This is a genomic window from Modestobacter versicolor (assembly GCF_014195485.1).
In the GTDB taxonomy this organism is placed as follows: Bacteria; Actinomycetota; Actinomycetes; order Mycobacteriales; family Geodermatophilaceae; genus Modestobacter; species Modestobacter versicolor.
Map to the genome: position 1 here is coordinate 3,532,032 of NZ_JACIBU010000001.1, position 21,618 is coordinate 3,553,649.

Below are 21,618 nucleotides of genomic sequence, written 5' to 3' on the forward strand. Positions count from 1 at the left end.
CCGCCGAACATGGCGAGTTCGCACCGCTCTGCCCGTCGTGGCCGCACCGGCCGTCGGGCCCTCCTCACGCTCGCCGTCGCCGGCGGCGTCGTCCTGGCTCCGCTGCCGGCCGCTGCCGCGCCGGACCAGCCCACCACCTCGCAGGAGGCCGCCGCGCTCGTCGCCGAGCGCGCCCACGAGCTCGAGGTCGTGACCGAGCGCTTCAACGACGCCCGCGTCCAGTTGGCCGACGCGCAGACCGCCGCCGAGGAGGCCGGCCAGCAGGCCGAGACCGCCAAGGCCACCGTCGCCACCGCCCGCGGCCAGGTCGTCGAGGTGGCGCGCAGCGCCTACACCGGCGACAGCCTGAGCACCCTGCAGGCGATGCTGAGCAGCGACTCCGCCGACGAGCTGCTCGACCGGGTCGGCACCCTCGGCACCATCGCCGACCACAACAACGAGCTGCTCGCCGCGGCGCAGCAGGCGACCGAGGACGCCGAGGCGGCCGAGGCCGCCGCGGCCCGGTCGACCGCCGACGCCCAGGCCCTCGTCGACCAGGTCACCGCGCAGCAGGCCGACCTGAACTCCCAGATCGCGGAGTACCAGGCGCAGTACGACCGGCTCTCGGCGCAGGAGAAGGAGGCGGCCCTGGCCGCCGCCGCAGCCGCGCACGCCGCCGAGGCCGCCCAGGCCACCGAGCGGTCGACCCCGGCCGCCTCGCGGGCCGACCGCCCGCAGGCCGCCGGCTCCGCCCCCGCCCCGGCCGCCGCGGCTCCGGTCGTGGCCGGCAGCGGCGCCGCCGCCACCGCGGTCAGCACGGCGATGGCGCAGATCGGCAAGCCCTACGTCTGGGCGGCAGCCGGTCCGAACAGCTTCGACTGCTCCGGCCTCGTGCAGTACGCCTACGCCGCCGCCGGCGTCTCGCTGCCGCACTCGAGCCGGTCGCAGGCCGCCGCCGGTCAGGCCGTCTCCCGCGACCAGCTGCAGCCGGGCGACATCCTCGCCTTCTACAGCCCGGTCAGCCACGTCGGCATCTACATCGGCAACGGCCAGATGGTGCACGCCCCGACCTCCGGTGACGTGGTCAAGGTCGTCGACATCGACTACATGGGCTCGATCACCGCGATGCGCCGCGTCGGGTAAGACCCAGCACGTCGCACGTCGCACGGTGCCCCGGTCGCCCCTGGTGACCGGGGCACGGTGCTGCCCGGGGCGCGAGCCAGCTCACACAGGCCGGCCCGGCACCATGGACCCACCCCGCCGGACGCCTGACCGAGGAGCGCCATGCCCGCCGCCCTGACCGACTCGCGCACCGTCGCCCGGGTGTTCCGCGTCGTCGCGATCGCCGAGGCGGTGTCCTGGGTGCTCCTGCTGGCCGGGATGTTCGTCAAGTGGGTGCTGAAGACCACCGAGGTCGGCGTGCAGGTGGCCGGTCCGGTGCACGGGGCGGTGTTCGTCGCCTACGTCGTCGTCGCGCTCGTCGCCTGGCGGGTGCTCGGTTGGTCCCTCGGCACCGCGTTCCTCGCGCTCGCCGCCTCGGTGCCGCCGCTGTGCACCGTCTGGTTCGAGCGGTGGGCCCAGCGCACCGGCCGGCTCCCGGTCGGCGCGACCGCACCCGCCGCGGCTGGCTAGCCTCCGCGCATGGCCGAACCGGTGCTGCCCTCCACCGCGCGCACGCTGCTCGCCCGCACCGCGCGGGTGCAGCGCGACGGGCGCGCGCCCAGCCTGGTCGCCGGCGTCGTCCGCGACGGCGGGCTGGCCTGGTCCGCCGGGCGCGGGGACGTGGCCGAGCCGCACACCGACGTCCAGTACCGGCTCGGTTCGATCAGCAAGACGGTCACCGCCGTCGCGGTGATGCGGCTGCGCGACGAGGGCCGGCTGGGCCTCGACGACCCGCTCGAGGAGCACGTCCCGGGCACCCCGCTCGGCGACCGCACCGTCGGCCAGCTGCTGTCGCACCTCGCCGGCGCCACCTCGGAGAGCCCCGGCGGCTGGTGGGAGCGGGTGCCCGGCGGGTCGCTGGAGGAGCTGCGGCTCACCGGCGACGACGTGGTGCTGGGCGCCGCGCGCCGCTTCCACTACTCCAACCTCGGCTTCGGACTGCTCGGCGAGCTGGTGGCCCGGCACCGCGGGGTCCCGTGGACCGACGTCGTCCGCGACGAGGTGCTCGCCCCGCTCGGGATGACCCGCACCGACCCGCGGCCCACCGGCCGCGCCGCGCAGGGCTCGGCGGTGCACCCGTGGGCCGACGTCGTGCTGCCCGAGCCCGAGCACGACGCCGGCGTGATGGCCGCCGCCGGCCAGCTCTGGGCGACCCTGGCCGACCTGGGCCGGTTCGGCTCGTTCCTGCTCGGCGACACCGGCGACGTGCTGTCCCCCGCGACGCTGGAGGAGATGGCCGTGCCGGCCGGCGTCGACTCCTCGGCCCCCGGCTGGTCGGCCTACGGGCTCGGGCTGCAGGTGCTCCGCGTCGACGGGCAGGTGCTCGTGGGGCACGGCGGCTCGATGCCCGGGTTCCTCGCCGGCGTCTTCGTCGACCGGTCCGAGCAGGCCGGCGCGGTGCTGCTCGCCAACACCACCAGCGGGCTGGACCCGCTGCTGCCCGGGCTGCTCGCCGACCTGCGGGCCGCCGAGCCCCGGGTGGTCGAGGCCTGGACGCCGTCCCCGCCGCCGGTCCCGCTGGACGTGCTCGGCGTCTGGTTCTGGGGCCCGGCGCCGCACGTGCTGCGCGCGCAGGCCGGCGGGCTGCTGCACCTCGGGCCGCTGCCGGGGCGCGGCGGGCGGGCCAGCCGGTTCGCCCCGCGGGAGGACGGCACCTGGGTCGGGTTGGACGGCTACTACGCGGGCGAGACGCTGCGGATCGCGCCGGACCACCTGGACCTGGCCACCTTCGTGTTCACCCGCACGCCCTACGACCCCGAGGCCCCGGTGCCGGGCGGGGTCGACGAGCGCGGCTGGGCCTGAGCCGGGTACAGCCCGGCGGCGTACTGCTCGCCGTAGTACCGCTCGAGCTCCTCGAGGGGCTCGTCCGGCCGCTCCTGCCGCTGCGCGATCCGCGGGCGGGACGGCGCCGCGTCCGGCGTCCAGGTGCCGGCGTCCCACAGCCGGGACCGCATGAACGCCTTGGCGCAGTGGTAGAAGACCGACTCGATCTCGACCACCATCGCCAGCAGCGGCCGGGAGCCCTCGACGACCATCCGGTCCAGCAGGTCGGCGTCGCGCACCAGCCGGGCCCGGCCCTGCACCCGGAAGGTGTCGTCGCGGCCGGGCAGCAGGTAGACGAGCCCGACGTGCGGGTTGGTCAGGATGTTGCGGAAGCCGTCGGCGCGGCGGTTGCCGGCCCGCTCGGGCAGCGCGATCGTCCGGTCGTCGAGCACCACGGTGAACCCGGGCGGGTCGCCCTTGGGTGAGACGTCACAGCTCCCGTCGCCGTGCGACGTGGCCACCAGGCAGAACGGCGAGGCGGCCAGCCACTGCCGGTCGATGTCGTCCAGGCGCGGCCGGTCCTTGGTGGCGACCCGGGGGAGCGGCTCGCCGATGACCTCGCGCAGCTGCGCCTCGGTGGTGATCTCGTCCACCAGCGCAGTGTGTCAGCGGTCGAAGGCGTCCAACGTCGTCCGGACGACGGCGGCGTAGGCCAGGTGCGGCACGACGTCGCTGACCCAGTCGGTGGCCGACCAGGTGCGCGGGTCGGTGATGCCCAGCGCCGTCATGGGCCCGTTCGTCCCGACCAGCACACCGGCCGTGGTCAGCGCGGTGCCGACCAGCGGCGACGTGCGGAACCCGGCGGCCCGGGCGAGCCCGGCGAGCACGCCGATGCCCAGCCCGGCGGCGATGCCGGTGAGCGGGCCCAGGCCCTGCACCCGGTTCTGCCGCGTCTCGCCGTCGCCGGGGATCTGCACGTGCGCCTTCCCGGCGAGCGCCTCCACCGTCTGCTCGGGCGTGGAGCTGCTCGCTCGGCCGCGGCCGGCCATGTCCAGGTAGGTGACGGCGTTGAGCGCCGTGGTGCCCGCGGCCCCGGCAGCGGCGCCACGCAGGACCCAGCCGAGCGTGCTGATCGAGTTCCTCGCCATGCGCGCCGGGCTACCCGGGCGCCGCGCCCCGGCAAACGGTGTGCGGACCCGGAACGGTCCGTCACCTGGGCGCCCGGCCGCGCCGTGGGGGACGCTGGGGGCGTGGACGACGTCGGCACCGCGCTGGAGCGGACCATCGACGCGCTGCTGGACCAGCGCCGGGACGGCGCGACGATCTGCCCCTCGGAGGCTGCCCGAGCCGTCGACCCCGAGGGCTGGCGGGAGCTGATGCCGGCCGCCCGCGAGGCGGCGGGCCGGCTGGCGGCGGCCGGCGGGGTCGAGGTCACCCAGCGCGGCGAGGTCGTCGACGTGGCCACCGCCCGCGGGCCGGTGCGGATCCGCCGGCGCCGCTGAGCTCAGCCGACCGGGGCGCCGCGGAAGGTGCCGGTCAGCTCGTCCTGCGTCTCGTCCAGGTCCAGCTCCGCGAAGGGCAGCGACAGCGACCCGCGGGCGTCGCCGAAGCCGCCCTCGGCCACCGTCAGCTCGCCGTCGACCGGGACGTCCGCCGTCCAGGCGCACTCCGCCAGCGTCAGCCGCAGGTCGTCGCCGCCGAGCGCGTACGTCGCCGTACCGCCGGCGTCGCAGCCGATCGTGAGGTCGCGGGCGCCGTCCCACCAGGTGTAGGTGACGTTGCCCAGGGTGGCGTCGAGCACCGCGTCGACGGCGCCCCGCGCGTCGGCGTACCCGGCCGCGGTGGCCGGGGGGTTCGGGCCGTAGACGCCGGCGACCTCCCCGGGGCACACCGTCCGGCGCCCGGGCAGCCGGCCGGTGCTCAGCAGCTGCTCGACCGCCTCGTCGACGCACGGCTCGCCGCGGCCGTAGAGGACGTGCGGGCCGCCCTGCTGCACCACCAGTGCGGCGTCCCCGAGGGTCCGGGCGACCACCCGCTCCGCCTGCTGGGTGGGGGTGTTGGGGTCGCTGTCGGCGGTGAGCGCCAGCAGCGGGTAGGGCGGGTCGCTGGGGGTCGGTGGGGTGATCGGTGCCGCCCCGGTCTCCGGCCAGAACAGGCAGGGCAGGTCCTGGTAGAAGACGTCGTCCAGCCGGGCCTGGTCGATGCCGGCCGCCCGACCGGTCTCCAGCCAGACGTCGAGCTGGGCCCGGCCGGTGCTGCCGGCCGGGACGACGTCGTAGTCGGCGCACTGGACGGCGTAGTAGAGCGCGTCGGAGAAGAACGGGTCGTTCGCCACGGCGCCGGTGTCCGGGTCGGCGGCAGCGGCGGCGGACGCGAGCCGGGCGAGCGGTACCAGGTTCCCGGTGGCCGCGGCGTTGACCGCCTGCTGGAACTGCTGGCGCGACCACGGGTCGCTCATCGACCAGGTGGCGGCCTGCTCGAGCTCCTCCAGGGTGAGCTCCCGGGGATCCAGCCGGCCGTCGGAGAGCGGGAAGGCGTACGGCTGGGGAGCTGCGGCCAGCTGGCCGGCGAGCGCGTCGTACTGGGCCAGCGCGCTCCCCGGGGCGTCACGGGCGCAGGTCGGCTGCGCGTCGCAGGACGACAGGGTCGCCCCGAGCACGCCGCTGTAGGCCAGCGCGGCCTCCAGGCCGAAGGTCATGTCGTCGGTGGCCAGGTCGACCACGCCGTCCAGGACCAGGGCGGCGACCCGGTCGGGGTGGGCCGCGGCGTAGGTCTGCTGCAGCTGGGTGCCGTAGCTCTCGCCGTAGAGGACCAGCTGGTCGGCGTCGATCCAGTCGCGGAAGGCCTCCAGGTCCTCGGCGGCCTGGCGGGTGGCGTAGCGGCCGGCGTCGGCGGGGTCGACCCCGGCCTCGGCGAAGCAGTCCCGGGCCAGCTGCGCGCTCTCCCGGGCGAACTCGTCGCGCTCGGCGGCGGTCGAGGAGGTGTCCAGGGTCCCGCTCGTGTCGGCGGCGAGCGTCCGGTCGCAGCGGAAGGGCTCGGAGAGGCCGATGCCCCGCTGGTCGAAGAAGACGACGTCGTAGTGCTCGGTGACCTCGACCGGGAGCCCGGCGACGCGCAGGTCGGCCTCGGCGATGCCGCTGGCGCCCGGGCCGCCGGTGGCCACCACGAACACCCCGCGGCGCTCGCCCGTGGCGCGCTGCAGCGCGAAGGTGACGTCCCAGGTGGGCGACCCGGGGGTGAAGTGGTCGGCCGGCACCCCGAGGTCGATGCACTCGAAGGAGCTGCGGGGGCACGGCTCGCGCACCACCCGGCCCTCCGAGCCGGGCGGGGCGTACTCGGCCGACCCGGGCACCGTGGAGGTGCAGCCGGCCAGCAGCAGGGCGCCGACCAGGGGCGTCGTCCACCGGGTGGCGGGGGAGCGGCGCCGGGCAGCGGAGGGCACGGGGCACCCTAGAGCGCGGACCGCGCCGTCCCCCGGCAGCGCCGGACCGACCCGCCGGAGGTCAGCCCTCCGCGGGGCGGTCGGTGCCGGCGGCCCGTTCCAGCAGCGGGGTCATCCGGTGGTCGACGAACCGGCGCAGGGCCAGGTTGGTGTCGGTGCGCTGGACGCCGGGGATCGCCAGCACCTGCTCGGTGATCCGCCACAGGTCGTCGGCGTCGACGGCGACCACCTGCACCAGCAGGTCGGCCACGCCGGAGAGCCCGATGACCTCCAGCACCTCCGGGATGGCGGCCAGCGCGTCGCCGACGTCGGCGAGGCTGCGCTGCACCACCTGGACCGTCACGTAGGCACCGAGCCGGTAGCCCAGCGCCTCGGGCCGCACCCGGCGCTCGAACGGGTCGAGCACGCCGCCGGACTCCAGCCGGGCCAGCCGGGCCTGGACCGTGTTGCGGGCCAGCCCGAGCTGCTGGGCGAGGGAGAGCACCGTGGCCCGCGGGTCCTCCGACAGGGCGAGGAGCAGCCGGGCGTCAGTGGCGTCCAGGCGGTCCGGTGCGGCGGGCACGTTGCTCAGTCTGACATGCGAGGACGTCCTAGTACCGCTCAGACTGCGCAGTGACCGCTGGGGGTGTTGCGCAGATCGACCGGGTGGTGATCTGCTCCTGCAGCGGTTCCGCGTGCCACCATGTGTGAGTGGCGCCACACCCCGGCGCCGCGTGGACGTCCAACGACGGGCGCTCGGTGACCCCGGCACCCGCGAGACGGCGAGGAGATCGGCATGAGCGCGCTGTCGCAGACCACCGAGGTGGTCGACCCCGTACCCGGGGCCGACGCCCCCCACCTGCCCGGTCAGCCCGACCTGGTGCAGCTGCTGACCCCCGAGGGTGAGCGCGTCGAGCACCCCGAGTACTCCCTGGACGTCACCGACGACGAGCTGCGCTCGCTGTACCGGGACCTCGCGCTCGTGCGCCGGTGGGACGTCGAGGCCACCGCCCTGCAGCGCCAGGGCGAGCTGGGGATCTGGGCCTCGCTGCTGGGCCAGGAGGCCGCCCAGGTCGGTGCCGGCCGGGCGCTCGCCGCTGACGACATGGCCTTCCCCACCTACCGCGAGCACGGCGTCGCGTGGACCCGGGGCGTCGACCCGCTGCACGTGATCAGCCTGTTCCGCGGCGTCGACCAGGGCGGCTGGGACCCGGTCGCCACGAAGTTCAACCTCTACACCGTGGTCATCGGCGCGCAGACCCTGCACGCCACCGGCTACGCGATGGGCCTGCAGCGCGACGGCGCGGAGAGCGCCACCCTGGCGTTCCTGGGTGACGGCGCGACCAGCCAGGGCGAGGTCAACGAGGCGATGATCTGGGCGGCGACCTTCTCCGCGCCCGTGGTCTTCTTCTGCCAGAACAACCAGTACGCCATCAGCGTGCCGATCGAGCGGCAGTCCCGGGTGCCGCTGTTCCGGCGGGCCGCCGGCTTCGGCTTCCCCGGCGTGCGGGTCGACGGCAACGACGTCCTCGCCGTCCTGGCCGTCACCCGAGCCGCGCTCGCCGCCGCCCGCGACGGCCAGGGCCCCACCTTCATCGAGGCGTTCACCTACCGGATGGGCGCGCACACCACCTCCGACGACCCGACCCGCTACCGGTTGGCCAGCGAGCTCGAGGAGTGGAAGCTGCGCGACCCGATCGCCCGGCTCAAGGCGTACCTGTCCCGGTCCGGCATCGCCGACGCCGACTTCTTCACCTCCGTCGACGCCGAGGGCGACCAGCTGGCCGTGCGGATCCGGCAGGGCACGCTGGAGATGCCCGACCCGGCCGGCACCGAGATCTTCGACCACGTCTACGCCGAGCAGACCCCCGAGCTGGCCCGCCAGCGCGAGGAGTTCGTGGCCTACCACGCGTCCTTCGAGGGAGCCGAGTCGTGAGCACCGAGACCCTGACCATCGGCAAGGCGCTCAACCTCGGCCTGCGCCGGGCGATGGAGGACGACGCCAAGGTCGTGCTCATGGGCGAGGACATCGGCAAGCTCGGCGGCGTCTTCCGGATCACCGACGGCCTGCAGAAGGACTTCGGTGACGCCCGCGTCGTGGACACCCCGCTCGCCGAGGCCGGCATCCTCGGCACCGCGGTCGGCCTGGCGATGCGCGGCTACCGGCCGGTCTGCGAGATCCAGTTCGACGGGTTCGTCTTCCCCGCCTACAACCAGATCGTCACCCAGGTCGCCAAGATCCACGCCCGCTCCAAGGGCCGGCTGCCCATGCCCATCGTCATCCGCATCCCCTTCGGCGGCGGCATCGGCGCGGTGGAGCACCACAGCGAGAGCCCGGAGGCGTACTTCGCGCACACCGCCGGCCTCAAGGTGGTCGCCGTCAGCACGCCGTCCGACGCCTACTGGGGCATCCAGCAGGCGATCACCCACCCCGACCCGATCGTCTTCCTCGAGCCCAAGCGGCGGTACTGGGAGAAGGGGGAGGTCGACACCGACGCCACCCCGGACCCGCTGTTCGCCTCCCGGGTGCTCCGCGGCGGCGACGACGTCACGGTGCTCGCCTACGGCCCGATGGTGAAGACCGCCCTGCAGGCCGCCGAGGCCGCCGCGGAGGAGGGCCGCTCGCTGGAGGTCGTCGACCTGCGCACGCTCTCCCCGCTGGACCTCGAGCCGGTCTACGCCTCGGTGCGGCGCACCGGCCGCTGCGTCGTCGTGCACGAGGCGCCCACCACCCTCGGCCTCGGCGCGGAGATCGCCGCCCGGGTCACCGAGACCTGCTTCCACTCGCTGGAGGCCCCGGTGCTGCGGGTCGGCGGGTACGACACCCCCTACCCGCCGTCCAAGCTGGAGGAGGAGTACCTCCCCGACCTCGACCGCGTGCTCGACGCCGTCGACCGATCGCTGGGGTTCTGATGGCCGACCTGCGCCAGTTCAAGCTGCCGGACGTCGGCGAGGGCCTCACCGAGGGCGAGATCCTGTCCTGGCTGGTCGCCGTGGGCGACACGGTCACGGTGAACCAGCCGCTCTGCGAGGTCGAGACGGCGAAGGCCGCCGTCGAGCTGCCCAGCCCGTTCGCCGGCACGGTCACCGAGCTGCTGTTCGAGCCCGGGACGACGGTCGACGTCGGTGCCCCGATCATCACCATCGACATCGGCGGCGACGCCCCGGCCGCGGCCCCCTCCGCCGCCCCGGCCGCGGCCGCCGAGGCCACCGGTTCCGGGCTGATCGGGGAGACCAACGCCAACGGCCGCACCGCGGTGCTGGTCGGCTACGGGCCGCGCAGCACCGAGGCCCGCCGCCGTCCGCGCCGCAACGGTGCCGCCGCGGCCACCCGGGCCACCGCACCGCAGGTGCTGCCCGAGGCCGACTACGGCTCCGGCTCGGACCGCCCGCCGCTGCTGGCCACCGCACCCGACGCGACGGTAAAGCCGGTCCGGCACGGCGGGCTGGAGACCGGCCGCGCCGCGGAGGCCCACGCGACCGCCGCCGACGCCGCCCCGGCGCCGGTCACCTCCTCGGCCCCCGGTCGCGGCGCGCTGCGCCCGCTGGCCAAGCCGCCGGTGCGCAAGTACGCCAAGGACCTCGGCATCGACCTCTCCACGGTCACCGGCACCGGCGCGGGCGGCGTGATCACCCGCGCCGACGTCGACGCCGCCCTGGCCACCCCTACGTCCCCGGCTCCCTCAGGTTTCGGCGCCGAAACCGGGAACCGGGACACCCGGATCCCGATCAAGGGCGTCCGAAAGCACACCGCCGCCGCGATGGTGGCCAGCGCGTTCACCGCCCCGCACGTCACCGAGTTCCTGACCGTCGACGTCACCCGGATGATGAAGCTGCGCGAGCGGCTCGCCCTCCGGCCCGAGCTCGCCGGCGTCAAGGTCAGCCCGCTGCTGTTCGTCGCCAAGGCGCTGCTGCTCGCAGCAGGGCGGCACCCGATGGTCAACAGCTCCTGGGACGAGGCGGCGCAGGAGATCGTCGTCCACGGTGCGGTGAACCTGGGCATCGCCGCGGCGACGCCGCGCGGGCTGGTCGTGCCGAACATCAAGGACGCCGGCCGGCTGTCCCTCGCCGAGCTGGCCGGGGCGCTCACCGACCTCACCGCGACCGCCCGGGCCGGGAAGACGCAGCCCGCGGAGATGTCCGGTGGCACGATCACGATCACCAACGTCGGGGTGTTCGGCGTCGACACCGGCACGCCGATCCTCAACCCCGGCGAGTCGGCGATCCTGGCGTTCGGGGCGATCCGCGACATGCCGTGGGTGCACAAGGGCAAGGTCGTGCCGCGCAAGGTCACCCAGCTGGCGCTCTCCTTCGACCACCGGATCATCGACGGCGAGCTGGGGTCGCGGTTCCTCGCCGACGTCGGGGCGCTGCTGCACGACCCCGGCACCGCGCTCGTCTTCTGACGTCGTGGGCAGGCGCCGGGCGGCGATGGCCGCGCTGCTCGCGTTCGTGCTGCTCACCGCGGCCGCCATCGTGGTGAGCGGCAGCCGGCCGGGTCTGCAGCAGGGGGCGGCTCCCGTGGTGCTGCAGGTCGCCGGCCACCTCGCCGCGCTGGTCGGCGGGGTGCTGCTGCTCGGCGCGGCCCGCACGGCCGGCGTGGTCGTGCTGGGCGCCGTGGCCGTGCTGGTGACCGTGGAGCTGGTCACCTGGGCGACCGGCACCGGGGGTGGCGCGAACATCGGTGCCGGGCTGGTGCGGCTGGTCGCGCTGGTGGCCGTCGCGGTGGTGACGGTGCGGCTGGCGCCCACCGTCCTCGCGCCCCGTCGTCGGCCGTGACGGCGCCCGCTAGCGTGCCCTGGTGACCGATCTCGCCCGGCTGCTGTCCTTCGCTGCCCGTTCCCGGGTACCCGGCGGGTTCGGGTACGCCGGCGACGACGGCACGGTGCTGCCCGACCGCCCGGTGGAGACCTGGATCACCGCCCGGATGACCCACGTCTTCGGGCTGGCCACCATCCTCGGCGACCCCGGAGCGGCGGAGCTGGCCGCGCACGGCGTGGCCGAGCTGCGCGACGGCCCGCTGCACGACGCCGAGCACGGCGGCTGGCGGGCGGCCACCGACGACGACACCAAGGCCGCGTACGTGCACGCCTTCGCCGTCCTCGCCGGCGCCACCTCCACCGCCGCGGGCGTGCCCGGTGGCCGGGAGCTGCTGGACGAGGCGCTGGGCGTCTGGGAGCAGCGGTTCTGGGACGACGACGAGGGCCTGGCCCGGGAGTCGTTCGACCGCAGCTGGACGACGCCCGAGGACTACCGCGGCGCCAACGCCAACATGCACGGCGTGGAGGCCGCCCTGGCCGCGGCCGACGCCCTCGCGCCCACCGACCCCGGCACCGCTGCCCGGCTGCGCACCCACGCGCTGCGGGCGACCGAGCGGATCGTGCACGGTTGGGCCCGGGAGCGCGACTGGCGGCTGCCCGAGCACTTCACCAGCACGTGGGAGCCGCTGCCGGAGTTCAACCGGGACCGGCCCGCCGACCCGTTCCGGCCCTACGGGATCACCATCGGGCACCAGTTCGAGTGGGCCCGGCTGTGCCTGCACCTGGCCGCTGCGCTGGGCGAGCACGCGCCCGGTTGGCTGCACACCGACGCCGACCGGCTGTTCCTGGCCGCGGCCGAGCGCGGCTGGGCCGCCGACGGGCACGAGGGCTTCCCGTACACGCTGGACTGGGCGGACCGACCGGTCGTCGGCGCCCGGATGCACTGGGTGGTCTGCGAGGCGGTCGCCGCGGCGGCGGTGCGGTACGCGGTGACCGGCGACCCCCGCGCGCTCACCCTGCAGCGCCGGTGGGCGGAGCTGGGCGAGCGGCGGTTCCTGGACCCGGCCGTGGGCAGCTGGCACCACGAGCTGACCCCCGAGGGCGCCGTCGGCACCGGCACCTGGGCCGGCAAGCCGGACGCCTACCACCTGGTGCAGATGCTGCTGCTGCCCGGCCGCCCGGTCCGCGGCAGCGTCATCGGCGCCCTGCTCGCGGCCCCGCAGGGGGCCTAGCGCTCCGGGTCGGCGCCGCCCGTGGCCCGGCGCACCCGCGGTGTGTCGAGGGCAAACGGCCGGGTAGGGGCTCTGTGGAGCTACGAGACCACCGAGCAGAGGAGGACTCCCCATGGCGAACGTGGAGAAGTCGATCGACGTGGACGTGCCGATCCGGCAGGTCTACGACCAGTGGACGCAGTTCGAGTCGTTCCCGCAGTTCATGAACGGCGTCGAGCGCATCACCCAGCTCGACGAGCGGCGCACCCACTGGGTCACCAAGATCGCCGGTGTCGAGCGCGAGTTCGACGCCGAGATCACCGAGCAGCACCCCGACGAGCGGGTGGCCTGGAAGACGACGAACGGCGACACCCCGCACGCCGGCGTCGTCACCTTCCACAAGATCAGCGACACCACGACCCGGGTGATGGTCCAGCTGGACTGGGAGCCGCAGGGCGTGGTGGAGAAGGTCGGTGCCGCGGTCGGCGTCGACGACCGGCAGATCACCGCCGACGTGAAGCGCTTCAAGGAGTTCATCGAGAGCCGTGGCACCGAGACCGGTGCCTGGCGCGGCGACATCCCCCGCGAGGGCTGAGCACGCACCTCGCATGACCCACGGCGCCCGTCCCCTCCTGCGAGGGGGCGGGCGCCGTCGCGACGAGGACGGCGCCCAGCGCACCTGGCGCACGCGCTCACGGCGAGGCCCTGCCCGCCGGCCGGCCTGACCGGCCCCGGCGGTCAGACGAGCGGGAACAGCCAGGACAGGCTGCGCCGGGCCGCGGCGCCGTAGGCCGTCCGTCCGCTGCGCCGCGCGTAGGCGAGGTCCTCCAGCGCGGCACAGCGGGCGTACCAGCGGATCCGGGGGAGGTCCGGGGCGTCGGGCCCGTAGGCCGCCAGCAGCCCGGCCAGGAAGTCCGGGCCGAAGTCCCGGTACGGCCGGGCAAAGTCGAGCGCCGGGTCGGTGACGGCGGCGTCGGACCAGTCGATCACCCCGGTCAGCTCCGCGCCGGCCGCCAGCACGTGCTCGGCGCCGAGGTCGGCGTGGGCCAGGACGCGCTGCCCGGCCAGGGGCGGCACGGTGGCCTCCACCACCCGGAGCAGGTCCGCCGGCCCGTCGAGGTCGGCCAGCCACTCGACCGGGTCGTCGTCGTCGACCGGTGCGAGGCCGGTCGCGTCGATCGCGTGCAGCTCGCGGAGGAAGCGCCCGAGCGCCCGGGCGTGACCGGGCGCGGGGGTGTGGCCGAGCAGCGGGCGGCCCGGCAGGCCCGGGTAGGCCAGGACACCACCGGCCTCGTCGACGACGACCGGCGTCGGCACCGGGAGGGACACCCGGGGCGCCACGAGCTGCAGCAACCGGGCCTCGCGTGCGACGTCCGGCCCGTTGCTCACGCGCAGCACCAGATCGCCCGCGAGGTAGGCGGTGTTGTCCGTCCCGGACCCCAGCTCCCGCAGGTCGGCGTCGCCCAGCTCGGGGGCGAGTCGGCGCAGGCAGGCCACCGCGCGTTCCCTGCTGGTCGGCTCCACCCGGCCAGCGTGGCACCGGATCCCCAGGCCCGGGAGACGACGACGGCGCCCGCCCCCGTGGGGGACGGGCGCCGTCGTCGCGCTCCTGCTAGTCGGCGTCGAGATCGGCGGCGACCATGTCGGCGATCTGGCCGAGCACCGCCTCGTCGTCGCTGCTCACGGTGACCTCGGTGCCCTGCTTGGCGCCGAGGGTCATGATCATCAGGGGTGAGCCGGCGTCGATCGCGTTGCCGCCGGGAGTGGCCAGGGTGACCGGCACGCCGGACTTGGACACCGCCTCGGCGATGAGCGCGGCGGGCCGGGCGTGCAGGCCGACGGCGGAGCCGACGGTCACGGTCTTCGAGGGCATCGGTGCCTGCTTTCTGAGGTCGAGTGCTGTGATCATTGTGCCGGTCAGACGGCTGCCGGTCGCGCCGGCGTCGTCGTCCCGGGGCTGTGGGCGTGCGCCAGGTCCTCGGCGTCCTCGGGGACGCCGTCGCTCTTCCGGCCGCCGAGGCTCTTGGCCAGGGTGACGGCCAGCGCGCCGACGACCGCGCCGACGAGGACCGCGACGACGAAGAGCACCGCGTTGCTCATGGCGAAGAAGACGAACACGCCGCCGTGCGGCGCCCGCAGCTCGATGCCCGCGGTGGCCACGAACGCGCCGGTGGTGGCCCCGCCGAGCATCATCGACGGGATCACCCGCAGCGGGTCGGCGGCGGCGAAGGGGATCGCGCCCTCGGAGATGAACGAGGCGCCGAGCAGCCAGGCGGCCTTGCCCTGGTCGCGCTCGGCCTCGGTGTACAGCCGGGGCCGGATCGCGGTGGACAGCGCCATGGCCAGCGGCGGCACCATGCCGGCCGCCATCACGGTGGCCATGATCACCAGCGAGCCCCGGCTGGCGTCGGCGGTGAGGCCGGTGGTGGCGAAGAGGTAGGCCGCCTTGTTGACCGGGCCGCCCAGGTCGAAGCACATCATCAGGCCGAGGATGAGCCCGAGCAGGAACGCCGAGGTGCCGGTCAGGCCGTTGAGGAAGTCGGTGAGCCCGCTGAGGACGTTGGCCAGCGGGCGGCCCAGCACGGCGACCATCAGGCCGCTGGAGATCAGCGTGGCCAGCAACGGGATGATCACGACCGGCTGCAGGCCGCGGGCGAACGTGGGCAGCTTCCAGCGGCTGATCCACAGCGCGGCGAACCCGGCGATGATGCCGCCCACCAGCCCGCCGAGGAAGCCGGCGTTGAGGGTGACCGAGATGGCGCCGACGACGAAGCCCGGCACGATCCCCGGGCGGTCGGCGATCGCGTAGGCGATGTACCCGGCCAGCGCCGGCACCAGGAAGGTGAACGCCGCCTGCCCCAGCACGGTGCACAGCGCGCCGAGGTAGCCGAGGAAGCCGTCGTTGAGGCCCTCCAGGCTCGGGGCGTCGGGCAGGTTGAAGAAGCTGTTGTTGAGCGCCCAGTTCTGGGCGAAGCTCTGGCCCGCGTCGCTGCTGGGGTCGCCGTTGACGATCTGGTACCCGCCGAAGAGGAAGCCCAGCGCGATGAGCAGACCGCCGGCCGCGACGAACGGGATCATGTAGCTGACGCCGGTGAGCAGCCAGCGGCGGATCTCCGCGCCGGTCTTCGGGCGCTCGCCGCTCGCTGCCGAGGCGGCGCCGTCGGTGGCGGTGCCCGGCACCCGGCGGGCGGCCGGGTCGTCGGCAGCGGCCAGCGCCTCGCGGATCATCACCTCCGGCTCGTTCATCGCCCGCTTGGTGCCCGACTGCACGAGGGGCTTGCCGGCGAAGCGGTCGCGGTCCTTGACCCCGACGTCGACGGCGAAGATGACGGCGGCCGCCTTGCTGATCACCGACGGGTCCAGCGGCGTGGACCCGGACGAGCCCTGGGTCTCCACGTGCAGCTCGACGCCCATCTCCTTCGCCGCGGCGGTGAGCTTGTCGGCGGCCATGTAGGTGTGCGCGATGCCGGTCGGGCAGGCGCTGACGGCCACGAGGCTGCGCGCCGACTGAGCGGCGCCGGCCGCCGGTGCGGTGGCGGGGGCGGCGGCGGCCGTGGCCCCGGTGGTGGCGGCGACGGGTGCGGGGGAGACGACGTCCTGCACCAGCTGGACGACCTCCTCCGCGGAGCCGGCCGCTCGCAGCGAGGCGACGAACTCCGGCCGCACCAGGGCGCGGGCCAGCGCGGTGAGCAGGGTCAGGTGGTCGGCGTCGCCGTGCTCGGGCGCGGCGATGAGGAAGGCGAGGTCGGCGGGGCCGTCCGGCGCGCCGAAGTCGACCTTCGGGTCCAGTCGCGCGAAGGCCAGCGATGCCTGGGTCACCGCCGCCGAGCGGCAGTGCGGGATCGCGATGCCGCCGGGCAGACCGGTGGCGGCCTTCGCCTCCCGGGCCATCGCGTCGTCGTGCAGCGCCTCGGCGCCGGTCGCGCGCCCGGCGCCGGCGACGAGCCCGGCGAGCCGGCGGACGACGGAGTCCTTGTCGGGACCGAGGTCGGCGTCGAGCGCCACCAGCTCGGTCGTGATGAGTGCGGACATGGGTGGTTCCCCCGGGGTTCTCAGCGGGCGTCGGCACCGGCGGCCGGGACGGCCTCGGCGGGAGCTGGGTGGCCGGTCAGGCCGGGTGTCACGGTGACGGCGGCCGGGTCGGCCTGGGCGGGGGTCGGGACGGCGGACCCCGGCAGCGCGGCGCTGGCCGAGCCGTATGCGACGGCGTTCCGCAGCCGGCCGGCCGGGTCGAGGCCGGCCAGGTCGGCGAGCACGTACCCGGCCAGGCTGGAGTCGCCGGCGCCGACCGTGCTGCGCACGGTGATCTCGGGCGGGCGGGCCGACCAGACGCCCTCGGCGGTCGAGAGGACCGCGCCCTCGCCGCCCAGGGTGAGCAGCACCTCGGCCACCCCGCGGTCGTGCAGCGCGGCCACCGCGGCCAGCGCGGTGGCCGGGTCGCCGGTCACCGCCTCCTCGGGCAGGCCGGCCAGCTGGGCCAGCTCCTCGGTGTTGGGCTTGAGCAGGTCCGGGACGGCGTCGGGGCCGGCGGCGAGCAGGGCCAGCAGCGGCGCCTCGGAGGTGTCGACGGCGATCCGGGCGCCGGTGCTGCGCAGCGAGCGGACCAGCGTGGCGTACCAGTCCAGCGGCGCGCCGGGCGGCAGCGACCCGGAGAGCACGACCCAGCGGGCGCCGACCGCGTGCTCGTGCACCGCGGCCTCCAGGGCGGCGAGCGCCGTCGCGTCCAGCCGGGCGCCGGGCTCGTTGAGCTTGGTCGTCGTCCCGTCGGGCTCGGTGAGCGTGTAGTTGGTGCGCACCGGGGTGCCGATCGGCACGCTGGCCAGCCGCAGGCCGAGGGCCTGCAGCGCCCGGACGACCGGGTCGTCGTCGGCCGCGGGCAGCACGGAGACGACGTCGACCCCGGCGGCGGCGATGGCCCGGGAGACGTTGACGCCCTTGCCGCCGGGCTCGGTGTGGCTGGGCCCCAGGCGGGTCACGGTGCCGCGCTCCAGCGGCCCGGGCAGGTCCAGCGTGCGGTCCAGGCTGGGGTTGGCGGTCAGCGTGACCACCCACCCGCCGGTCCCGGCGGAGGACGTCCTCATGCGACGAGCACCTCGATCCCCTGAGCTTCGAGTTCGGCGACGACGGCCGGGTCGGCCTCGTCGTCGGTCACCAGGACGTCGACGTCCTCGACGGCCGCGAAGCGCACCAGGTGCTCGCGGCCGAGCTTGCTGCTGTCGCCGAGCACGACCACCCGCTGCCCGGCCCGGGCCATCGCCCGCTTCACCGCGGCCTCGGCCTCGTCGGGGGTGGAGAAGCCGTGCCCGGCGCTGATCCCGTTGGTGCCGAGGAAGACGACGTCGGCGCGCAGGTCGGTCAGCGCGGCCACCGTGGACTCACCGACCGCGGACTGGGTGATCCCGCGGACCCGCCCGCCCAGCACGTGCAGGGTGATCCCGGAGGCGCCGGCCAGCCGGGCGGCGATCGGCACCGAGTTCGTCGCGGCGACCAGGGCCCGGTCGGCGGGGAGCAGCTCGGCCAGCGCGGCGGTGGTGCTGCCGCCGTCCAGGATCACCGAGCCGGAGCTGCCCGGGAGCAGCGCGAGGGCCGCGGCGGCGATCCGGCGCTTGGCGTCGGTGCGGGTGCCGCGCCGCTCCCCGAGGCCCGGCTCGACCACGGTCAGCGTGCCGGCCGGGACGGCGCCACCGTGCACCCGGCGCAGCATCCCGGCACGCTCCAGGACGGCGAGGTCGCGGCGCACGGTCTCGGTGGTCACCCCGAAGTGCTCGGCGACGGCGGTGACGGCCACCCGGCCGCGCTGGGTGACCAGGCCGGCGATGGCCTGCTGGCGTTCTTCGGCGTACACGGTCACCTCCCTGGGCGGCGCTGCTCCGGGTCCGTCGGCGGTGGGCCGATCGCTGCGTCTCTGCTCCACGGCCATGCCCGATCGTGTGGGATCCGGGCTGTGTTCATGTTGTTCTACGTGGGATCAGTTGACAAGTCAAGGTGGAGTCGTGACTCTGGTCACCGGCACGCACCATCGTCGCTGCGCCGCTCCGCAGTCCGCACCACCAGCACGACCACCCAACGAGCCAGCCACGACGCCGCCCGTCCCCGGGCGGGCCCCGCCGGGTACGAGCAGACAGTGAGGCCACGCATGTCCACCACCCCGACCGGTACCCGGCTCTCCTCGGAGGGCCTGGCCGGAGCCACCGTGCTGACCGGGACCCCCGTCGTCCCCGGGGTGGCACTGGGGCCCGTCGTGCGCCCCGTCGGGGCCGTCGAGCTGCCGGCGACCAAGGGCCCGTGGATCCCCGAGGAGCAGCGCGCCGCCGAGAAGGACCGGTTCACCGCAGCCGCCGACGCCGTCGCCGAGCGGCTCGCCGGCCGCGCCGCCGCGGCCACCGGGGTGAGCGCCGAGGTGCTCAACACGACCGCGCAGCTGGCCCGCGACCGAGGCCTGCTCTCCACCGTCGAGCAGCGCATCGGTGACGGCGCCTCGGCCGAGGTGGCCACCGTCGGGGCCGCCGAGCAGTTCGTCGAGCTGTTCACCAGCCTGGGCGGCGTGATGGCCGAGCGGGCCACCGACGTCCGCGACGTGCGCGACCGGATCGTCGCCGAGCTCACCGGCCAGGGCGAGCCCGGCGTGCCGATGCCGGAGACGCCGTCGGTGCTGCTCGCCGACGACCTGGCCCCGGCCGACACCGCGGGTCTCGACCCCACCCGGATCGTCGCGCTGGCCACCCGGCTGGGCGGCGCGACCAGCCACACCGCGATCATCGCCCGCCAGCTCGGCCTGCCCTGCGTGGTCGGCGTCGGCGGGCTGTCCGACGTCCCCGAGGGTGCGGTCGTGCTGGTCGACGGCGAGCGCGGCACCGTGACCGTCGACCCCGACCGGGCCGAGGCCGAGTCCCGGGTGGCCACCTCCCGCGAGGCGGCTGCCTCGCTGGCCGGCTACCGCGGCCCGGGCGCCACCCGCGACGGCCACCCGGTGCAGGTGCTGGCCAACGTGCAGGACGGCGCCGGCGCGCAGGCGGCCGCGGCCGCGCACGCCGAGGGGGTCGGGCTGCTCCGCACCGAGCTGGCCTTCTTCGGCCGCACCGAGGAGCCCTCGGTGGAGGAGCAGGCGGGCATCTACGCCGGCGTCTTCGCCGCCTTCCCCGGCGGGAAGGTCGTGCTGCGCACCCTGGACGCCGGCTCGGACAAGCCGCTGCCCTTCGCCACCCCGCCGGACGAGGCCAACCCGGCGCTCGGCGTCCGCGGGCTGCGCACCGCCCGCCGCGACCCCGGCCTGCTCACCCACCAGCTCGACGCCGTGGCCCAGGCCGCCGAGGCCACCGGCGCGAAGCCGTGGGTGATGGCGCCGATGGTGGCCACCGTGGCCGAGGCCGCCGACTTCGCCGCGCAGGTGCGCGAGCGCGGGATGGTGCCCGGCGTGATGGTCGAGGTGCCCTCGGTCGCGGTGCTCGCCGACCGGTTCCTCGAGCACCTGGACTTCCTGTCGATCGGCACCAACGACCTGTCGCAGTACACGCTGGCCGCCGACCGGCTCTCCGCCGACCTGGCCGACCTCACCGACCCGTGGCAGCCGGCGCTGCTGGCGCTGGTGCAGGCCACCGCGGCGGCCGGGCAGCGAGCCGGGAAGCCGGTGGGCGTCTGCGGCGAGGCGGCGGCCGACCCGGTGCTGGCCTGCGTGCTGGTCGGGATGGGCATCTCCTCGCTGTCCTGCGCCGCCTCCTCGGTGGCCGGTGTCGGTGCCCGGCTGGCGACGGTGGACCTCGCGACCTGCCAGCGGGCCGCCGAGGTCGCGCTGGCCGCCGCCGACCCGGCATCGGCGCGCGCCGCCGTCCGCGAGGTGCTCGCCGGCGCCTGACCGCTCGAGCCCAGAGCCCCGCCGGTCGATGCTGACCGGCGGGGCTCTGCCACGTCCGGGCTCCTCGGCCCCGAACATGGCCTTCTCCGGGGTCCTGCAGCGCCCGGACATGGCCATCTCCGGGGTGAGGGAGCCGGGTGGTGAGGCGGGTCACTCCGGAGGTGGCCGTGAGGTGACGGATCTATGGCGACTACCCCCTCCGAGTGATGAATCCATCGGTGGCTACAGCGACACGCCCTGCGATCCGATGGAATATCTGCCGTCCCGCCTGCTTTAATACAGGCGTAACAACCACTCAGGACCACCGGAAGAAGGCAGTGACATGAGCAGCGTGACCTCCAGCTGGCGTCAGCGTCGGCAGGCGTCGCGTACGCGGCGGGCCCTCGCGGCCGCCGTCGCCCGCAGCAGCAGCCCCGCCATGCGCGACGACCTGCTGACCCTGGCCAACAGCAGCCAGTTCACCAACGTCATCCGCTGAAGAAGGACCCCTTCGCCCCCCACCGCTCGCACGCTCGCGGCGGGCCCCTGCGAAGGGGCCGTTCCAGGACGTGACCTGGGACCGCACCACGACGACCCCGCCCTCCGCTCGGAGGCGGGGTCGAGTCGTCCCCGGGGTGGGTCAGCCGCGGAGGCGGGTGCGGAGCGCGGCCTGCTCGTCGGCGCCGAAGCCGTGCGCCTCGAGCCAACCGATCGGCCCGCCCCAGCGCTCGTCGAGCAGGTCCAGCACCCGGCGCATCGTCTCGGCGCGCGGGGTGTGCACCGCGATCTCCCGGCCGGTCATGTCCTCGGCGTAGGTGGGGCTGGCCGCCAGCTTCGCGACGAGCGCCTCGATCACCTCGGCGGTCTGGGCGTAGTCGGCGATGATCGCCGCGGGCTCGACCCCGGCGACGGACAGCGCGAGCGCGCAGACGACGCCGGTGCGGTCCTTGCCCGCCGCGCAGTGCACGACCGCCGCGCCCGGCCCTCCGGAGGCCAGCGAGCGCAGCGCGGCCAGCACGTTCTCCGTGCCGTCGGTGAGGTAGCCCAGGTAGGAGCGGACCGCCGGCGGCTCGCCCTCGTCGCCCGCGGCCACCTGCCGCGGCAGGATCGACTCCGCCCAGTCGGCGGGCAGCTGCGCGCGGACCTCCTCGTCGGACTCCTCGGCGGCGAAGACGTCGGTGCGCATCCCGCGCTCGGGCAGCAGGGTGAAGTGCCGGTGGGTGACCCCGTCGACGTCGCGCAGCGGGCTGCGGCCCTCCATCAGGATCTCCGCGGTGGTGCGCAGGTCGACCACCTCGGTCAGCCCGACCTCCTCCACCAGCGTGCGCACGTCGGCCTCGCTGAGCGTCTGCAGGTTGTCGCTGCGCAGGACCCGGCCGAACTGCGTCTCACCGCCGTCGACGGTGGGCAGCCCGCCCAGGTCGCGGGTGTTCGTCGTCCCGTCCAGGTGCAGCCAGCGGTCGGTGCGGGTGGAGGTCACCTCCCGACCGT

At 75.4% G+C, this 21,618-nt stretch carries 22 protein-coding genes; 12 read left to right on the forward strand and 10 right to left on the reverse strand.

Translation table 11 applies throughout. The features are described 5' to 3' along the window. The first annotated feature begins 9 nt into the window (after nt 1-9). The 3 genes from FHX36_RS17255 to FHX36_RS17265 all read left to right on the forward strand — a co-directional run bounded on the left by FHX36_RS17255 (nt 10) and on the right by FHX36_RS17265 (nt 2,943). The gene (locus tag FHX36_RS17255; protein ID WP_110554160.1) at nt 10-1,122 is read left to right on the forward strand and encodes a C40 family peptidase; all 1,113 of its coding nucleotides are present in this window, start codon (nt 10-12) and stop codon (nt 1,120-1,122) included. A gap of 141 nt (nt 1,123-1,263) precedes the next feature. After that, on the forward strand, nt 1,264-1,611 hold the full coding sequence (locus tag FHX36_RS17260) for a DUF3817 domain-containing protein (RefSeq protein ID WP_183513938.1): 348 nt from the start codon (nt 1,264-1,266) through the stop codon (nt 1,609-1,611). Nucleotides 1,612-1,620: 9 nt separating this feature from the next. After that, on the forward strand, nt 1,621-2,943 hold the full coding sequence (locus FHX36_RS17265; RefSeq protein ID WP_183513940.1) for a serine hydrolase domain-containing protein: 1,323 nt from the start codon (nt 1,621-1,623) through the stop codon (nt 2,941-2,943). Here the strand turns inward: FHX36_RS17265 and FHX36_RS17270 are convergent. Together FHX36_RS17270 and FHX36_RS17275 are read right to left on the reverse strand one after the other, a co-directional pair. Next, a complete protein-coding gene (locus FHX36_RS17270; protein ID WP_220035940.1) occupies nt 2,889-3,557 on the reverse strand; it encodes a pyridoxamine 5'-phosphate oxidase family protein in 669 nt (222 codons plus the stop codon). The two genes, FHX36_RS17265 and FHX36_RS17270, sit on opposite strands and share 55 nt — an antisense overlap. A gap of 12 nt (nt 3,558-3,569) precedes the next feature. Next, on the reverse strand, nt 3,570-4,052 hold the full coding sequence (locus FHX36_RS17275; protein ID WP_110552337.1) for a hypothetical protein: 483 nt from the start codon (nt 4,050-4,052) through the stop codon (nt 3,570-3,572). A gap of 102 nt (nt 4,053-4,154) precedes the next feature. On the opposite strand from FHX36_RS17275, the gene FHX36_RS17280 reads away from it, so the two are divergent. Beyond that, on the forward strand, nt 4,155-4,406 hold the full coding sequence (locus tag FHX36_RS17280; protein ID WP_110552336.1) for a DUF3253 domain-containing protein: 252 nt from the start codon (nt 4,155-4,157) through the stop codon (nt 4,404-4,406). Nucleotides 4,407-4,408: 2 nt separating this feature from the next. Here the strand turns inward: FHX36_RS17280 and FHX36_RS17285 are convergent, their stop codons facing one another. Continuing rightward, on the reverse strand, nt 4,409-6,346 hold the full coding sequence (locus FHX36_RS17285) for an alpha/beta fold hydrolase (protein WP_110552335.1): 1,938 nt from the start codon (nt 6,344-6,346) through the stop codon (nt 4,409-4,411). A 61-nt stretch (nt 6,347-6,407) separates the two neighbouring features. Then, the gene (locus FHX36_RS17290) at nt 6,408-6,908 is read right to left on the reverse strand and encodes an Lrp/AsnC family transcriptional regulator (RefSeq protein WP_110552334.1); all 501 of its coding nucleotides are present in this window, start codon (nt 6,906-6,908) and stop codon (nt 6,408-6,410) included. A 213-nt stretch (nt 6,909-7,121) separates the two neighbouring features. Here FHX36_RS17290 and pdhA point away from each other — a divergent pair, with 213 nt between their 5' ends. From pdhA to FHX36_RS17320, 6 genes are all read left to right on the forward strand, one after another. Next, nucleotides 7,122-8,261, forward strand: a complete 1,140-nt coding sequence (pdhA, locus tag FHX36_RS17295) for a pyruvate dehydrogenase (acetyl-transferring) E1 component subunit alpha (protein ID WP_110552333.1) — start codon at nt 7,122-7,124, stop codon at nt 8,259-8,261. Continuing rightward, a complete protein-coding gene (locus FHX36_RS17300; protein WP_110552332.1) occupies nt 8,258-9,238 on the forward strand; it encodes an alpha-ketoacid dehydrogenase subunit beta in 981 nt (326 codons plus the stop codon). Before pdhA ends, FHX36_RS17300 begins: the two co-directional genes overlap by 4 nt. Beyond that, nucleotides 9,238-10,731: a dihydrolipoamide acetyltransferase family protein gene (locus FHX36_RS17305; protein WP_110552331.1), complete on the forward strand. Its 1,494-nt coding sequence runs from the start codon at nt 9,238-9,240 to the stop codon at nt 10,729-10,731. Before FHX36_RS17300 ends, FHX36_RS17305 begins: the two co-directional genes overlap by 1 nt. Nucleotides 10,732-10,735: 4 nt before the next feature. Continuing rightward, entirely contained in the window at nt 10,736-11,104 is a 369-nt protein-coding gene (locus tag FHX36_RS17310) for a hypothetical protein (protein ID WP_146251594.1), read from the forward strand. A gap of 22 nt (nt 11,105-11,126) precedes the next feature. Further along, on the forward strand, nt 11,127-12,317 hold the full coding sequence (locus FHX36_RS17315) for an AGE family epimerase/isomerase (protein WP_110552329.1): 1,191 nt from the start codon (nt 11,127-11,129) through the stop codon (nt 12,315-12,317). Between the two features lie 112 nt (nt 12,318-12,429). Beyond that, nucleotides 12,430-12,891 carry an SRPBCC family protein gene (locus FHX36_RS17320; protein ID WP_110552328.1) on the forward strand — a complete coding sequence of 154 codons (462 nt, stop codon included), beginning with the start codon at nt 12,430-12,432 and terminating at the stop codon, nt 12,889-12,891. Nucleotides 12,892-13,034: 143 nt separating this feature from the next. Here FHX36_RS17320 and FHX36_RS17325 read toward each other — a convergent pair whose 3' ends face one another. From FHX36_RS17325 to FHX36_RS17345, 5 genes are all read right to left on the reverse strand, one after another. Next, nucleotides 13,035-13,820, reverse strand: a complete 786-nt coding sequence (locus tag FHX36_RS17325) for a phosphotransferase family protein (RefSeq protein ID WP_220035939.1) — start codon at nt 13,818-13,820, stop codon at nt 13,035-13,037. Between the two features lie 88 nt (nt 13,821-13,908). After that, nucleotides 13,909-14,169 (reverse strand): HPr family phosphocarrier protein, encoded by a 261-nt coding sequence (locus FHX36_RS17330; RefSeq protein WP_110552327.1) that lies wholly within the window; start codon nt 14,167-14,169, stop codon nt 13,909-13,911. Nucleotides 14,170-14,213: 44 nt separating this feature from the next. Beyond that, the gene (locus tag FHX36_RS17335) at nt 14,214-16,328 is read right to left on the reverse strand and encodes a PTS fructose transporter subunit IIABC (protein WP_183513942.1); all 2,115 of its coding nucleotides are present in this window, start codon (nt 16,326-16,328) and stop codon (nt 14,214-14,216) included. A 20-nt stretch (nt 16,329-16,348) separates the two neighbouring features. Continuing rightward, nucleotides 16,349-17,377 (reverse strand): 1-phosphofructokinase family hexose kinase, encoded by a 1,029-nt coding sequence (locus FHX36_RS17340; RefSeq protein ID WP_110554046.1) that lies wholly within the window; start codon nt 17,375-17,377, stop codon nt 16,349-16,351. Further along, nucleotides 17,374-18,141: a DeoR/GlpR family DNA-binding transcription regulator gene (locus tag FHX36_RS17345; RefSeq protein WP_110554047.1), complete on the reverse strand. Its 768-nt coding sequence runs from the start codon at nt 18,139-18,141 to the stop codon at nt 17,374-17,376. Before FHX36_RS17345 ends, FHX36_RS17340 begins: the two co-directional genes overlap by 4 nt. A 291-nt stretch (nt 18,142-18,432) precedes the next feature. Between FHX36_RS17345 and FHX36_RS17350 the strand changes: the two genes are divergently transcribed. Beyond that, nucleotides 18,433-20,148 carry a phosphoenolpyruvate--protein phosphotransferase gene (locus FHX36_RS17350; RefSeq protein ID WP_183513944.1) on the forward strand — a complete coding sequence of 572 codons (1,716 nt, stop codon included), beginning with the start codon at nt 18,433-18,435 and terminating at the stop codon, nt 20,146-20,148. 322 nt (nt 20,149-20,470) lie between these two features. Further along, a complete protein-coding gene (locus FHX36_RS17355) occupies nt 20,471-20,626 on the forward strand; it encodes a hypothetical protein (protein ID WP_181428958.1) in 156 nt (51 codons plus the stop codon). 141 nt (nt 20,627-20,767) lie between these two features. On the opposite strand, the gene FHX36_RS17360 is transcribed toward FHX36_RS17355, so the two are convergent. Beyond that, the gene (locus tag FHX36_RS17360) at nt 20,768-21,607 is read right to left on the reverse strand and encodes a tyrosine-protein phosphatase (RefSeq protein WP_110554278.1); all 840 of its coding nucleotides are present in this window, start codon (nt 21,605-21,607) and stop codon (nt 20,768-20,770) included. Nucleotides 21,608-21,618 lie beyond the last annotated feature (11 nt).